Origin of the sequence: Streptomyces sp. ISL-1, assembly GCF_018614585.1 — a bacterium.
Classification (GTDB): domain Bacteria; phylum Actinomycetota; class Actinomycetes; order Streptomycetales; family Streptomycetaceae; genus Streptomyces; species Streptomyces maoxianensis.
Genome location: NZ_JAGGOI010000032.1, coordinates 50,187 through 64,607, shown reverse-complemented (window position 1 = coordinate 64,607; position 14,421 = coordinate 50,187). Strand labels below are relative to the sequence as shown.

Here is a 14,421-nt window from a genome sequence, read left to right as displayed (position 1 = left end):
GGACTTCGCCATGCCCGATGACAGCAGCGACAAGAACCAAGAGCTCATCTCAGGTGGTCACCTGGTCGCCAAAGCCCTTAAAGCAGAGGGCGTGGAGGTCATTTACACCCTCTGCGGCGGCCACATCATCGACATCTACGACGGCTGCATCGACGAAGGCATCCAAGTCGTCGACGTACGCCATGAACAGGTCGCCGCCCACGCCGCCGACGGCTACGCGCGGATCACCGGCAAGCCGGGATGCGCGGTCGTCACCGCGGGACCGGGGACGACCGACGCCGTCACCGGTGTCGCCAACGCCTTCCGGGCCGAGTCCCCCATGCTGCTCATCGGCGGTCAGGGAGCGCACACCCAGCACAAGATGGGCTCACTCCAGGACCTGCCGCACGTCGACATGATGACGCCGATCACCAAGTTCGCCGCGACGGTGCCGGACACGGCGCGCGCCGCCGACATGGTGTCGATGGCCTTCCGCGAGTGCTACCACGGTGCGCCAGGACCGTCCTTCCTTGAGATCCCGCGCGATGTACTGGACGCCAAAGTGCCGGTGGAGACGGCGCGGGTGCCGCAAGCCGGGCAGTACCGGGCCTCCACGCGGAGCGCCGGCGACCCGGAGGCCGTGGAGAAGCTCGCGGATCTGCTGGTGCACGCGGAGAAGCCGGCGATCCTGCTCGGCAGCCAGGTGTGGACGACACGTGCCACGGACGCGGCGGTCGAGCTCGTACGGACGCTGAATGTGCCCGCCTACATGAATGGAGCGGGGCGCGGAACGCTGCCGCCCGGAGACCCGCACCACTTCCAGCTCTCGCGGCGGTACGCCTTCTCCAACGCCGACGTCATCGTCATCGTCGGCACCCCCTTCGACTTCCGGATGGGGTACGGCAAGCGCCTTTCGCCGAACGCGAAGGTCGTGCAGATCGACCTCGACTACCGGACGGTGGGCAAGAACCGGGACATCGATTTCGGGATAGTGGGTGACGCCGGACAGATTCTGAAATCTGTCAGTCAGTCGGTGTCAGGCCGCCTCAACGGCGGTGCGGTCAAGCGCAAGGCCTGGCTCGAAGAGCTGCGCGCCGCCGAGCAGGTGGCCCTCGACAAGCGCCTGCCGCAGCTGCGCTCGGACGCCTCCCCCATCCACCCGTACCGCCTGGTCAGCGAGATCAACGACTTCCTGACCGAGGACTCCATCTACATCGGCGACGGCGGCGACATCGTCACCTTCTCCGGACAGGTCGTCCAGCCCAAGTCGCCCGGCCACTGGATGGACCCCGGCCCGCTCGGCACGCTCGGCGTCGGCATCCCCTTCGTCCTCGCCGCCAAGCAGGCGCGGCCCGACAAGGAGGTCGTCGCGCTCTTCGGCGACGGCGCATTCTCGCTGACCGGCTGGGACTTCGAGACGCTCGTCCGCTACAACCTGCCCTTCGTCGGGATCGTCGGCAACAACTCCTCGATGAACCAGATCCGTTACGGCCAGGCGCAGAAGTACGGCCTGGAGCGCGAGCGGGTCGGCAACACCCTCGGCGATGTCCACTACGACAAGTTCGCCCAGATGCTGGGCGGTTACGGCGAGGAGGTGCGCGACCCCGCCGACATCGCGCCCGCGCTGCGCCGCGCCCGTGAGTCCGGGCTGCCCTCGCTGATCAACGTCTGGGTGGACCCCGACGCGTACGCCCCCGGAACCATGAACCAGACCATGTACAAGTAGAGGAGCCCTCTCATGACCAAGGCTCTTGAGGGCGTGCGCGTCCTCGACATGACCCATGTGCAGTCCGGACCTTCCGCGACCCAACTGCTCGGCTGGCTCGGCGCCGACGTGGTGAAGCTGGAGGCCCCGAGCGGCGACATCACGCGCAAGCAGCTGCGGGATCTGCCCGATGTCGACTCGCTCTACTTCACGATGCTCAACTGCAACAAGCGGAGCATCACGCTCAACACCAAGACGGAGCGCGGCAAGGAAATCCTCACCGAGCTGATCAAGCGCAGCGATGTGATGGTCGAGAACTTCGCCCCCGGGGCTGTGGACCGGATGGGGTTCACCTGGGAGAAGATCCAGGAGATCAATCCGCGGATCGTGTACGCCTCGATCAAGGGCTTCGGCGAGGGCCCGTACACCAACTTCAAGGCGTACGAGGTCGTGGCGCAGGCCATGGGCGGCTCGATGTCGACGACCGGCTTCGAGGACGGGCCGCCGCTCGCCACCGGCGCGCAGATCGGTGACTCCGGTACCGGCGTGCACGCGGTGGCGGGGATTCTCGCCGCGCTGTTCCAGCGGGAGCACACCGGGCGGGGCCAGCGGGTCAATGTGGCGATGCAGCACGCGGTGCTGAATCTGTGCCGGGTGAAGCTGCGCGACCAGCAGCGTCTGGCGCACGGTCCGCTCGCTGAGTATCCGAACAGGGACTTCGGCGACGAGGTGCCGCGCAGCGGCAACGCGTCCGGCGGCGGGCAGCCCGGCTGGGCGGTGAAGTGCTCGCCCGGCGGCCCCAACGACTATGTCTACGTCATTGTGCAGCCGGTGGGCTGGCAGCCGCTGTCGGAGCTGATCGGCCGGCCGGAGCTGGCGGACGACCCCGAGTGGGCGACGCCGGAGTCGCGGCTGCCGAAGCTGTCGAAGATGTTCCAGCTGATCGAGGAGTGGTCCTCGACTCTGCCCAAGTGGCAGGTGCTGGAGCAGCTCAACGCCCACAACATCCCGTGCGGGCCGATTCTGTCCACCAAGGAGATCATCGAGGACCAGTCGCTGGTCGCGAACGAGATGGTCGTCGAGGTGTCGCATCCCAAGCGCGGTTCCTTCACCACGGTCGGCAGTCCGCTGAAGCTCTCGGACTCCCCGGTGGAAGTGGTGTCATCGCCGCTGCTCGGCGAGCACAACGAAGAGGTGTACGTCGGTGAGCTGGGGCTCGGCGACGAGGAACTGCGGCTGCTCAAGACGAACGGAGTCATCTAGTGGCGTACGACAGCGCAGCTGTACGCGCGGTGCTGAACGCGGCGCTCGCCGCGGGCCGTACAGCTCTGACCGCCCCCGAGGGCAAGGCCGTCACTGACGCCTACGGCATCCCGACCCCGGCCGAGGCGCTCGCGGAAACGGCGGACGAGGCAGTCGCGTTCGCCGACCGGATCGGGTTCCCGGTGGCCATGAAGATCGTGTCGCCGGACATCCTGCACAAGACGGAGGCGGGCGGCGTACGCATCGGGGTCGCCTCGGCGGCAGAAGTGCGGGCGGCGTTCACGGCGATCGTCACCAACGCCAAGGCGTACGACCCCGGTGCGCGCATTCTCGGCATCCAGGTGCAGCAGATGGTGCCTGCCGGGACCGAGGTTCTCATCGGCACGGTCACGGACCCGACGTTCGGGAAAGTTGTGGCGTTCGGGCTGGGCGGGGTGCTGGTAGAAGTCCTCAAGGACGTCACCTTCCGCCTGGCGCCCGCCTCCAAGGACGACGCGCTGTCGATGCTCGACGGGATCCGCGCTGCCGAGATCCTGCGCGGGGTGCGTGGCGAGCCGGCCGTCGACCGGGAGGCGCTCGCCGACCTGATCGTCAAGGTCGGACAACTGGCCGCCGACTTCCCCCAGATCGCCGAGGTGGACCTCAACCCGGTGTTCGCGTCGGCGGACGGGGTGATGGCCGCTGACGTACGGATCCTGCTCACCGACGAGACTCCGGCCACGCGGCGCCAGTACTCGCGCGACGAAATCCTCACCTCGATGCGCCGGCTGATGCAGCCGCGCTCCGTGACGGTGATCGGCGCCTCCAACGAGCAGGGCAAGATCGGCAATTCGGTCATGCGCAACCTGATCGACGGAGGTTTTCCGGGCGACATCCATCCGGTGAACCCCAAGGCCGATGACATTCAGGGCCGCAAGGCGTACAAGAGCGTGACGGATGTTCCGGGTGAGCCTGATGTGGCGATATTCGCGATCCCCGCGAAGTTCGTGGCGTCCGCTCTCGAAGAGGTGGGCCGCAAGGGCATACCGAACGCCGTCCTGATCCCCTCCGGCTTCGCCGAGACCGGTGAACACGAGCTGCAGGCCGAGATCGTGGCCATCGCCGAGCGGTACGGCGTGCGGCTGCTCGGTCCGAACATCTATGGCTACTACTCCACCTGGCAGGACCTCTGCGCCACCTTCTGCACTCCGTACGACGTCAAGGGCGGGGTGGCGCTGACCTCGCAGTCGGGCGGCATCGGGATGGCGATCCTCGGCTTCGCCCGTACGACGAAGACGGGGGTCTCCGCGATCGTCGGGCTCGGCAACAAATCCGACCTCGACGAGGACGATCTGCTCACCTGGTTCGGCGAGGACCCCAACACCAAGTGCATCGCGATGCACTTGGAGGACCTCAAGGACGGGCGGGCGTTCGTGGAGGCGGCCCGGGCGACCGTTCCGAAGAAGCCGGTGGTGGTGCTCAAGGCCGGGCGTACGGCGGCGGGGGCCAAGGCGGCGGGGTCGCACACGGGCGCTCTCGCGGGTGACGACGCGGTGTACGACGACATCCTGCGGCAGGCGGGCGTGATCCGCGCGCCCGGTCTGAACGAGATGCTCGAGTACGCGCGGGCGCTGCCGGTGCTGCCGACGCCGAAGGGCGACAACGTCGTCATCATCACGGGAGCCGGCGGTTCGGGCGTGCTGCTGTCGGACGCGATCGTCGACAACGGGCTGCGGCTGATGGAGATCCCGGAGGATCTGGACGCGGCGTTCAAGGCGTTCATTCCGCCCTTCGGGGCGGCCGGGAACCCGATCGACATCACCGGCGGCGAGCCGCCCTCCACGTACGAGGCGACGATCCGGCTGGGTCTGGAGGACCCGCGGATCCATGCGCTGGTGCTGGGCTACTGGCACACGATCGTCACTCCGCCGATGGTCTTCGCCGAGCTGACGGCGCGGGTGGTCGAGGAGTTCCGGGCACGGGGCATCGAGAAGCCCGTGGTGGCTTCGCTGGCGGGCGACGTCGAGGTCGAGGAGGCCTGCCAGTACCTCTTCGAGCGGGGCGTCGTGGCGTATCCGTACACCACGGAGAAGCCGGTGGCGGCCCTCGGCGCGAAGTACCGCTGGGCGCGGGCGGCGGGCCTGCTGGGTGGTGGTCAATGAGGTGACCGAGGAGGGGGCGGCCTCGCGGCCGCCCCCGACCCCACCAGAACGAAAGGTATTGGACAGGGGGCGCTGGCCAGCTCTTTCGACACAAGGGGTGCTTATCCGTCATGACAACCACTGACTTCTCGACACCCGTCGCCTTCAGGGAGGTGACGGACCGCAACGGCCGCGTGTACCGGCTCGGCGAGACCGATATCGACATCATGGGCCGCAAGCGCAAGTGGATGGTCATCCTGCCGTGGATCGGCATGATGGGCATCAGCTCGGCCGAGTACGCGTTCGCGTCGGCCGAGGAAACCCTGCACATCGCACACAGCTGGAACAGCGGGCACATCTTCTGGATGCTCGGCGTCTGGGTGTTCTTCCAGGCGGCGGTGGCCTTCCCCGCCGGAAAGCTCAGGGAGAGCGGCAAACTGCCCGCCCGCTGGGCGATGATGTTCGGCGCTGTCGGCACACTGCTGGGATATCTGTCCCTCGCGTACGCGCCGCATGTGATCGTCGCGTACATCGGGTTCGGCATGTTCAGCGGTATGGGCGCCGGCATGGTCTACGCGACCTGCGTGAACATGGTCGGCAAGTGGTACCCGGAACGCAAGGGAGGCAAGACCGGCTTCGTCAACGGCGGATTCGCCTACGGTTCCGTACCGTTCGTCTTCCTCTTCACCGGCTACATGGATCTGACGAACTTCCGCTGGGTGCTCGTCGGGGTCGGTATCTTCCTGGCCGCGATGGTGGCAGTGGCCGGCTACTTCTTCCAGGACCCACCGAAGAACTGGTGGCCCGCCGAGGTTGACCCGCTGCGACCGCCGGACGACCTCCGCGCCCGCCGCGCACTGGCGATGAACCCGCCTGCCGTACGGCAGTACACCCCGAAGGAGGCCTGGCAAACCGGGCGGGTCGCGCTGATGTGGTTCTGCCTGCTGTGCACATCGGGCGTGAACATCTTCGGCATCGCCTTCCAGGTCGACATCGGCAAGGAGGCCGGCTTCGCCGGCGGAATCGTCGCAACGGCTATGTCACTGAAGGCCATCGTCAACGGCACCGGCCGCGGTGTGATCGGCTGGCTGTCCGACCGTTACGGGCGCAAGCGATGCCTGATCTTCGTCTGCGTCGTCCTCGGCCTTTCGCAGTACGGCATCCTGTGGTCCGCCAACATCGAGAACCTCCCGCTGTTCCTGATCTTCTCCAGCATCTCCGGGTTCGGCGGAGGCGCCATCTTCCCGATGTTCGCGGCGATGACGGCGGACTACTTCGGAGAGAACAACAACGCGTCCAACTACGGCCTGGTCTACAGCTCCAAGCTGGTGTCCGGCCTGCTTGGATCCGGCATGGGAGCCGTCGTGGTGACCAACTGGGGCCACAGCGGGGCATTCACCCTGGCCGGCTCGATTTCGCTGTTCGCCGCGTGCATCGCGCTGTTCCTGACTCCACCGGGTCGGCCGAAATCAAAGAGTCTGACGGCCAACCCGATGCCGATCAGCCGGGATGGCGACTGAGCTGATCACGCACGCCGAAGGGGGCCGCCGCGACCGGACCAGCCGGTCGCGGCGGCCCCCTCGGCCGCTGTGCGCGAAGGAGAACCTACGAGAGGTCGCCGTCGTAGTCGGGCAGCTTGAACGTCTTCTCGGCGTGACCGCCCACCAGATCGGTGGTGTTGTTGCCGATGTTGGCGATGATCGTGTAGCCCTTGGCCTCGATCTCGGCGCGCTTGGCGGTCTTGTACTTGCTGACCTCGTGGAAGAGGTCGGGCAGGTTGCGTACGTACAGACCGTCGACCGGGTAGCCGACCTTCTCCAGGTTGTACTCGGTCAGGGAGTAGATGATGCCCGGACGGGCGGTGACGAAGAAGATGTCCACGCCGCGGGACTCCGCGAAGCGGGTGAGGTCGAGCACCGGCTTCACCGCCGGGGTCGGCAGCTCCCAGAAGTAGTGGAAGTCCGTCTCCAGCGACGTGTTGTCGATGTCGAGGACGATGGCCTGCTTCTTGCCACCGGTGTTCGCGGTGCGCTGCTCGATGTAGGGGCGGGCGACATCGATGACGGCCGCGACATCGCGCTGCCAGGTCTCGTAGTCGACATCGGCAAGCAGCGCGGAACCGCTCGACTGCTGCGCGGTGGAAGCAGCCTTGGCCGCCGGCCCGTCCGACGTGGCCGGGTCCGCGGCGGTTGCCACCGGGGTGGCCATGGTGAACGCCAGTGCGGCGACACCCGCCACCGACCGGATTCTCCACTTGCCTGCATGCATGGGGGGTCTCCTGGGTCTCGGGACAGCTCAGGGAAAGCCCTCCGTCCCGTACGGACGGAGGGCTTTTGACATGCTCGCGTCCCATGATGGACGGAACCTTACGTTCCATCTACTGGCCGGTAGCAGGATTCTCGACGAGCTCCTAGCAGTCCTTCTCCCGGAGCGAGTGAAGGTGCGCGCTGGACTTGCGGGCGAACGCGAACGACTCGACCGGGTTGTCGTGCTCGGCCTGCCAGTGGTGGTCGCGACGGCCGCCGTGAGTCTTGTTCACCGCCGAGATGAAACGCTGGTAGTCGATGTCCCCGTCACCGACGTCCACCATGGTGTAGCCGTCGCGGGCCGCCTCGTTGTGCTCGCCGTCCTTGACGTGGAAGAGCGGGTAGCGGTGCGGCTGCTTGAGGACGTAGCGCAGCGGGTCGAAGGGGGCAGGAGTGCCGTCGACCCGCTTGCCGAAGCGGAACTGGCCCACGTACGCCCAGTAGATGTCCATCTCGAGATAGACGAGTTCGGGGTCGGTCTCGGCGAGCAGGACGTCGTAGAGACGGACGTTCGGCTTGTCGGTGGCGAAGGAGAACTCCTCCGCGTGGTTGTGCTGGTAGAACTTCATGCCGCGCTTCCTTGCGGCCGCTCCGTAGGTGTTGAAGTCCTCGGCGGCCCGCTTCCACCCGTCGACCGTCGCCCCGTAGCGCCAGGGGCCGGACGCGGTGCCGATGTGCTTGAGCCCGAGGGCCTGGGCGTCGTCGAGCACCTTCTGCAGGTTCTGCGCGAAGCTGTACGCCCCCGGGTTGTTGTCGTCGTAGTAGTTGACGTGACTGCCGATGGGGTTCAGGCCGTGGTCCCGGGCCAGCCGCTTGAGCTGGGCGAGCGTGATGGGGCCCGCGGAGCCCTGGGTGTAGCCGGCGAACTCGACCTCGTCGTAGCCGTACTTCGCGAGTTCCGCGAACACGGGCGCAAAGCCGAGGGTGGAGACCTTGTCCCGCAGCGAGTAGAGCTGGATGCCGAGGCGCCCGGGCGGCAGGACGGGGCCGCCGCGCCCGTGTCGCATGTCCTGGGCGGCTGCGACGGGGGCCGCTGACGCCGGGACGGCCGCGCCGAGCAGGGCGGCGGCACTTGCGCCGGCGGCGACGCCGAGCATGCCTCGTCTGCTGAGCCGGTGGGTGAGTTCCTGGTCGTGGTTCTTGGTGGTGCGGCTCATGTGGATAACTCCTCGTTGTCAGTGCCGTCTGGTTCAGTGGAGTCCGGCGAGATGAAGCAGCAGGGACTTCACCTCGGTGGCTGCGACGCGGCCGGTGACTGCCTGGGGGGTGGAGCAGATGATGAGCGGGCCTTCGTCGTCGTGTGCGGGCAGCCGGCCGTGGCTGCCACGAATAGGTGACGGGTCCAGGGGGACGACGGCGAGCCGGTAGCGCATACCGAGCTTCTTGCGCGCGATGGCCGTGGCCGCCTTGACCTTGACGTACGGATCCTGCGGATCCATGAAGAGCTCGACGGGGTCGTAACCGGGTTTGCGGTGGATCTCGACGAGCTGGGCGAAGTCGGGGGCCCGGTTGTCGTCGAGCCAGTAGTAGTACGTGAACCAGGCGTCCGGTTCGGCGATGGCGACGAGCTCACCGGCGCGGGGGTGGTCCAGCCCGTGGGCCTTCTTGCCCTCGTCGTCCAGGAGTTGCTCGATGCCCGGCAGATCCGCCAGCGCCTGGCGGGTGGCCTCCAGGTCTTCGGGGCGGCGGACGTAGATGTGGGCGATCTGGTGATCGGCCACCGCGAAGGCCCGGGAGGCCATCGCGTCCAGGTATTCCATGCCGTCCTGGGTGTGGACCTCGAGCAGCCCGGCGCGGCGCAGGGCCCGATTGATGTCGACGGTGCGGCTGACCCGGGTGATGCCGTACTCGGACAGCGCGACAACCGTACGGCCCTCCCGCTGCGCGTCGGCCAGGAGCGGAGCGATGGCCGCGTCGAGGTCGGTGGCGGCCTGGTGGGAGCGGGGGTCCTCGGGGCCGTAGCGCTGCAGGTCGTAGTCGAGATGAGGGAGGTAGCACAGGGTCAGGTCGGGATGGCGGGTGGCCATGATGTGACGGGTGGCGTCGATGATCCACTGGCTGGACACCAGGTCGGCGCCGGGACCCCAGAAGTGGAAGAGGGGGAAGATGCCGAGCTCACCGGTGAGTTCGGCATGCAGTTCCGGGGGGCGGGTGTAGCAGTCGGGTTCCTTGCGGCCGTCGGCGTAGTACACCGGGCGGGGGGTGACGATGAAGTCGGTGTCAGCGCCCATCGCGTACCACCAGCAGATGTTCGCCACCGTGTAGCCGGGGTGCGCGCGCCGGGCTGCGTCCCACAGCTTGTCGCCGCCGACCAGGCCGTTGTGCTGTCGCCACAGCAGCACATCGCCGAGCTCACGGAAGTACCAGCCGTTGCCGACGATGCCGTGCTCGGCGGGCATGGTGCCGGTCAGGAACGTGGACTGCGCGGCACAGGTCACCGCCGGCAGCACCGTCGACAGGGGGGCCTGGGAGCCGGTGCCGGCCAGCGCTCGCAGGTTCGGCATGTGCTTCAGAAGCTGGGGGGTGAGGCCGACGACGTCCAGGACCAGCAGAGGGGTGGGCGTGGGGTGTTCGGCGTCGGTCATGGCAGTTCCTTGAGGCCGAGGTCGACCAGGAGGTCGCGGGCGAGGGTGAGTTCGGCGGCGATGCCGTCGGCGAGCTGGGTGCGGTTGCGGGGGCGCAGCTCGGTGGGCAGCGCCTGCCAGGTGTACGTCTCCACTTCCAGGTGGCGGGCCAGGGGCGCCGGGCCGCCGACGAGCCGGGACAGCGTGTCCTGGAGGACGGGGAGGGTGGAGGTGAGGGGCGGGGCGGGTGGGGCGTGCAGCGGGACGTGGAAGTGCGACCGCCAGGGCGCTCCGTCCGGCAGGGCCTGGCCCGCGACGGCTTCGTGGAGGTCGTCGGTGCCGCGCAGTCCCGCGCTCGTGCGGGTGCGCGTCTGGTGGAGGAAGCGGGGCTCGGCGAAGGCGGCCAACGCGGTCCGTACGTCGGGGAGATGGGGCTCCTCGGCATGCAGGGCGGCGGACAGCTGAGCCTTGGGGATGGTGACGCCGGCCGCGATGAGAGCGGCCAGGGCGGTTTCCGGATCTTCGAAGGAGGTGGCGAGATGGCAGGTGTCGATGCAGATGCCGATCCGGCGGGAGCCGATGGCGCTCAGCGGTGCGATGGCGTCGGCGGTGGTCTCGACGATGCAGCCGGGTTCCGGCTCGACGGCGATGCGGACGGACTTCCCGGTGAGGTCTTCGAGGGCGTCGAGCCGTTCGGCCAGGCTGGTCAGCGCCGCACGGGCGCGCTCGGCGGCAACGTTGTCGAAGGGGGTGCGCCACGCCAGCGGCAGGGTGGAGATGGTGCCCTCGGTGACATCGTCCGGCAGGAGGACAGCCAGCAGCCGGGCCAGGTCGGTGGTGTGGGCGAGGCGTTCCGGGTCGGTCCAGTCCGGCTTGTAGACGCGGTACTTGACCTCCTCGGCGCCGAATCCCTCGTACGGGAACCCGTTGAGGGTGACGACCTCCAGACCTCGCCGGTCGAGCTCTCCGCGCAGGCCCCGCAGTGCGGCGGGGTCGGTGACGAGGGCGCGGGCCGCGTTCTTGGCCAGCCAGAGTCCGATGCCCAGTCGGTCGCGGCCGAGACGGCGGCGTACCGGCTCGCAGTGGTCGCGGAGCTGGGCGAGGATGCCGTCGAGGGTCTCGGCGGGGTGGACGTTGGTGCAGTAGCTGAGGTGGACGGTCGTGCCGTCGGGGTGGCGGAAGCGCATACGACTGCCTCCTCATTCCCCGCCGCGGAGGATGGAGTTGCCCTCGTGCAGGGGCTCCGGTTCCGGGGTGTCGAGCTGGAGCCGGCCACTGAGGCCGTAGAAGGCGACGGGGTTGCGCCACAGCACCTGGTCGACCTCGTCCTCGCCGAACCCGGCGGCGAGCATGGCGTCGCCGGTGCTGCGGGTCTTCAGCGGGTCGCTCTTGCCCCAGTCGGCTGCCGAGTTGACCAGGATCTTCTCGGTTCCGTACTCCTTGAGCACGGCGACCATGCGGTCCTCGTCCATCTTGGTGTCGGGGTAGATGGAGAAGCCCATCCAGCAGCCGCTGTCGACGGCGTGTTTCATGGTGGTCTCGTTGAGGTGGTCGAGCAGGACGCGTTCCGGCGGCAGGGCGGATTCGCGGACGACGTCGACGGTTCGGTGCAGGCCGGCGAGCTTGTCGCGGTGCGGGGTGTGGACGAGGGCGGGCAGGCCGTGGTCGGCGGCGAGCTGAAGCTGGGCGGCCAGCGCGGTGTCCTCAGCCGGGGTCATGGAGTCGTAGCCGATCTCACCGACGGCGACGACATTGTCCTTGACCAGATAGCGGGGCAGCTCGTCCAGCACCGCCGCACAGCGCGGGTCGTTCGCCTCCTTCGGGTTCAGCGCGATGGTGCAGTGGTGCGCGATGCCGTACTGGGACGCGCGGAAGGGCTCCCAGCCCAGCAGCGCGTCGAAGTAGTCGGTGAAGGAGGCGACCGAGGTACGGGGCTGGCCCAGCCAGAACGACGGCTCGACGAGCGCACGGACTCCGGCCGCGTACATCGCCTCGTAGTCGTCGGTGGTGCGGGACGTCATATGGATGTGGGGGTCGAAGATGCGCATCAGATCTCCTCCGTGGGGGACGTCAGGGCGAGGACGCGGTGGAGGTCGGCGGGTACGGGACGGCCGGCCGCGGTGCGTTCCGCGGCGTAGTCGCCGAGCATCCTGGCGAGTTCGGCATCGCCGCGGACGCGTCGTTCGAGTCCGTCGGCGGCGTCCACGGGCACACCGGTGAACAGGCACTTGAGCAGGGCGTGGCGCCAGGCGTGAGGGTCGAGGTGCTCGGCCGCGTAGGGGCCCACCGCGGCGGCGACCAGCCGGGTGTCGTTGGTGCGCAGCGCGTCCTCCACCAGCGGAAGGCCGGCGGAGGGGGGCGGGGCGAGATGGGGCAGCGCGAGGAGGACGGCACGGCGTTCGGCGGCGCTGCCCTGCTGGTAGATGCGGGTCAGGGTGGCGGCGTCGGCACGTGCCTCGATGAGCAGCAGGGTACGGACGGAGTCGGCGTTGTCCTGGCCGCAGTGCCGGCCGGCGGCCGCGAAGCGCATCTCCCAGGAGCGTGCGGCAAACGCGGTGGTGGCGTCCTCTGCCGCGTCCGCGGCGTGCGCTGCTTCGGCGAGTGACTCGTCGAGCCAGGCGCGGGCGGCTCCGCCGAGTCGGCCGTCCAGTTCCTTGCGGGTCATCAGCATGCCGGCGCCCCCTTCGTACGCAGGAACTCGATGGACTGACGGGCGAGTTCGGGGCCCGCGTGGGAGTGGCGGGGCAGTTCGACGACCGTCAGGCCCTGGTAGCCGGTGGCGGCGAGGGCGTCGAGGACCGGCGGGAAGTCGATCTCGCCTTCGCCGAAGGGGAGATGCTCATGGACACCGCGGCGCATGTCCTCGATCTGGACGTGCCGAAGCCAGGGCGCCGCGTCGCGGATGCAGTCCGCGGGCGGTGCCGCTTCCAGGCACTGGCAGTGGCCGATGTCGAGGGTGAGGCCGAGAGGGGCGGGGCTGCCGAGAAGTCCGCGGAGGTGGTGGAAGTCGGCGAGGGTGGCCAGCAGGTGACCGGGTTCCGGTTCTACGGCCAGCGGGACACCGGCACGGTCCGCGGCGTCCAGCACCGGGGTGAGCGCCTCGGTGAGGCGCTTCCACGCGGTCTCTTCGTCGGTCCCCGCCGGGGTGATGCCGCTGAAGCAGTGGACCGCGTGCGCGCCGAGCTCGGCAGCCACCCGCACCGCCGTGATCAGCAGGTCGGTACGGGCGGCGCGCTGGTCCGGATCCGGATCGAGCAGCGACGGCCCGTGCTTGCGCCGGGAGTCCAGCACGTACCGGGCGCCCGTCTCGACCGTGACCTCCAGTCCCAGCGCCCCGAGCCGGGCGGCCACCTGCCGGGTGCGGGCAGCGAGGTCGGAGGCCAACGGGTCCAGGTGCATATGGTCGAGCGTGAGCCCGACGCCGTCGTAGCCCAGGTCGGCCAGCAGAGCGAGCGCGTCGGACAGACGCAGGTCTGTCAGCCCGTTCGTGCCGTAGCCGAAACGGATTCCGGGAGCGGGGCTGCGGCTCATGTGGGGCTCACCTTCCGTGCGAGCTTGCGGGCGAGCGGGACGAGGCCCATCACGGCGAGAGCCGTCGCACCACCGCCGGCGCGGGCGGCAAGGGCGGCCTGGAGCGGGATCATCGCCCGTATACCGCCGCCCACCGCGCGCTGGGTGAGAGGCGGGGACGGGTTGAGTGCGGCGTGCAGGAAGGGCTTCGCGGCGGTGCGGACGTACGCGCCCGCGAGCGCGGTCACCAGGAGCCGTGCGGACGCCGTGCTGCCCTTGGCCGTGCGCTGCTCGAGCGCGCCGAGCGCCCCGAGTCCGAGGGTGGCGGCGAGCGCGGTGAGGGGCACGAGGGTGGATCCGCCGTGGGCCTCGTGCCGCGACACGGAGGTGACGGCGTAGGTGTGCGCTCCCATCACGACGGCGCCGGGCAGGGCCGCGCGCGCCCTTGGGGTCGTGGCGGCAGCCCGGGCTGCCCGCTCCCCCGTACCCCCGGAGATCCGGGTCTCGGGGAGTACGGGGGCCGCTGCTGCCGTACCCGTCGCGACCGCTCCCAGCAGCACGTCCAGGCTCCGCGCCGCCGCCATCGCGGCCGGGCCTCCCCTGGTGTGCTTGAAGTGGAGGTCGTACGACCAGACCGTCGCCGCAAGGGCGGCGGCCAGGGCCAGCGGGCGGCGGCCGGCGGCAGCGGACAGCGCGAGGCCCGCTCCCGTCAAGGCGGCTGCCGCCGTCAGTGCGGACCGCGGCGCGATGCGGCCGGAGGGGATGGGACGGTGCGGGCGGTCGATCGCGTCCTCGTCACGGTCCGCCCAGTCGTTGAGCGCCATGCCCGCCTCGTACAGGCACAGCGAGGACCCGAGGGCGAGTGCCGTGCCGCGGTTGGGGCCGACTCCCAGAGCCGCCGCGCCGGCGAGCGCGTCGCCGGGGACGGTGAACAGGGCGGAGACACGCAGCAGTTCGGCCCACGCTCCCATGTC

The 14,421-nt window shown here is 69.1% G+C and carries 12 protein-coding genes; 4 read left to right on the top strand and 8 right to left on the bottom strand.

Features of this window, described 5'->3' with window-relative positions; all coding sequences use genetic code 11:
- The first annotated feature begins 10 nt into the window (after positions 1 to 10).
- From J7E87_RS23255 to J7E87_RS23240, 4 genes are all read left to right on the top strand, one after another.
- Positions 11 to 1,705: a thiamine pyrophosphate-binding protein gene (locus tag J7E87_RS23255; protein ID WP_215096439.1), complete on the top strand. Its 1,695-nt coding sequence runs from the start codon at positions 11 to 13 to the stop codon at positions 1,703 to 1,705.
- A gap of 12 nt (positions 1,706 to 1,717) precedes the next feature.
- Positions 1,718 to 2,947, top strand: coding sequence for a formyl-CoA transferase (gene frc / locus J7E87_RS23250; protein WP_215096438.1), 1,230 nt, complete (start codon positions 1,718 to 1,720; stop codon positions 2,945 to 2,947).
- The gene (locus tag J7E87_RS23245; protein WP_215096437.1) at positions 2,947 to 5,088 is read left to right on the top strand and encodes an acetate--CoA ligase family protein; all 2,142 of its coding nucleotides are present in this window, start codon (positions 2,947 to 2,949) and stop codon (positions 5,086 to 5,088) included. Before frc ends, J7E87_RS23245 begins: the two co-directional genes overlap by 1 nt.
- A 110-nt stretch (positions 5,089 to 5,198) precedes the next feature.
- Complete coding sequence (locus J7E87_RS23240; protein ID WP_215096436.1) at positions 5,199 to 6,587, top strand: OFA family MFS transporter; 1,389 nt, start codon at positions 5,199 to 5,201, stop codon at positions 6,585 to 6,587.
- A gap of 85 nt (positions 6,588 to 6,672) precedes the next feature.
- Here J7E87_RS23240 and J7E87_RS23235 read toward each other — a convergent pair whose 3' ends face one another.
- The 8 genes from J7E87_RS23235 to J7E87_RS23200 form a co-directional block, all read right to left on the bottom strand.
- Positions 6,673 to 7,335 (bottom strand): HAD family acid phosphatase, encoded by a 663-nt coding sequence (locus J7E87_RS23235; protein WP_215096435.1) that lies wholly within the window; start codon positions 7,333 to 7,335, stop codon positions 6,673 to 6,675.
- Between the two features lie 142 nt (positions 7,336 to 7,477).
- Positions 7,478 to 8,530 carry a sugar phosphate isomerase/epimerase gene (locus J7E87_RS23230; protein ID WP_215096434.1) on the bottom strand — a complete coding sequence of 351 codons (1,053 nt, stop codon included), beginning with the start codon at positions 8,528 to 8,530 and terminating at the stop codon, positions 7,478 to 7,480.
- Between the two features lie 33 nt (positions 8,531 to 8,563).
- Entirely contained in the window at positions 8,564 to 9,958 is a 1,395-nt protein-coding gene (locus J7E87_RS23225; protein WP_215096433.1) for a nucleotide pyrophosphatase/phosphodiesterase family protein, read from the bottom strand.
- A complete protein-coding gene (eboE, locus tag J7E87_RS23220) occupies positions 9,955 to 11,124 on the bottom strand; it encodes a metabolite traffic protein EboE (RefSeq protein ID WP_215096432.1) in 1,170 nt (389 codons plus the stop codon). Before eboE ends, J7E87_RS23225 begins: the two co-directional genes overlap by 4 nt.
- Positions 11,125 to 11,136: 12 nt before the next feature.
- A complete protein-coding gene (locus J7E87_RS23215; protein WP_215096431.1) occupies positions 11,137 to 11,985 on the bottom strand; it encodes a TatD family hydrolase in 849 nt (282 codons plus the stop codon).
- Positions 11,985 to 12,608, bottom strand: coding sequence for an EboA domain-containing protein (locus J7E87_RS23210; protein ID WP_215096430.1), 624 nt, complete (start codon positions 12,606 to 12,608; stop codon positions 11,985 to 11,987). The genes J7E87_RS23215 and J7E87_RS23210 overlap by 1 nt, the downstream gene beginning before the upstream one ends.
- Positions 12,602 to 13,468, bottom strand: a complete 867-nt coding sequence (locus J7E87_RS23205) for a sugar phosphate isomerase/epimerase (protein WP_215096429.1) — start codon at positions 13,466 to 13,468, stop codon at positions 12,602 to 12,604. Before J7E87_RS23205 ends, J7E87_RS23210 begins: the two co-directional genes overlap by 7 nt.
- Positions 13,465 to 14,418: an SCO3242 family prenyltransferase gene (locus tag J7E87_RS23200; RefSeq protein ID WP_215096604.1), complete on the bottom strand. Its 954-nt coding sequence runs from the start codon at positions 14,416 to 14,418 to the stop codon at positions 13,465 to 13,467. Before J7E87_RS23200 ends, J7E87_RS23205 begins: the two co-directional genes overlap by 4 nt.
- Between the last annotated feature and the right edge of the window lie 3 nt (positions 14,419 to 14,421).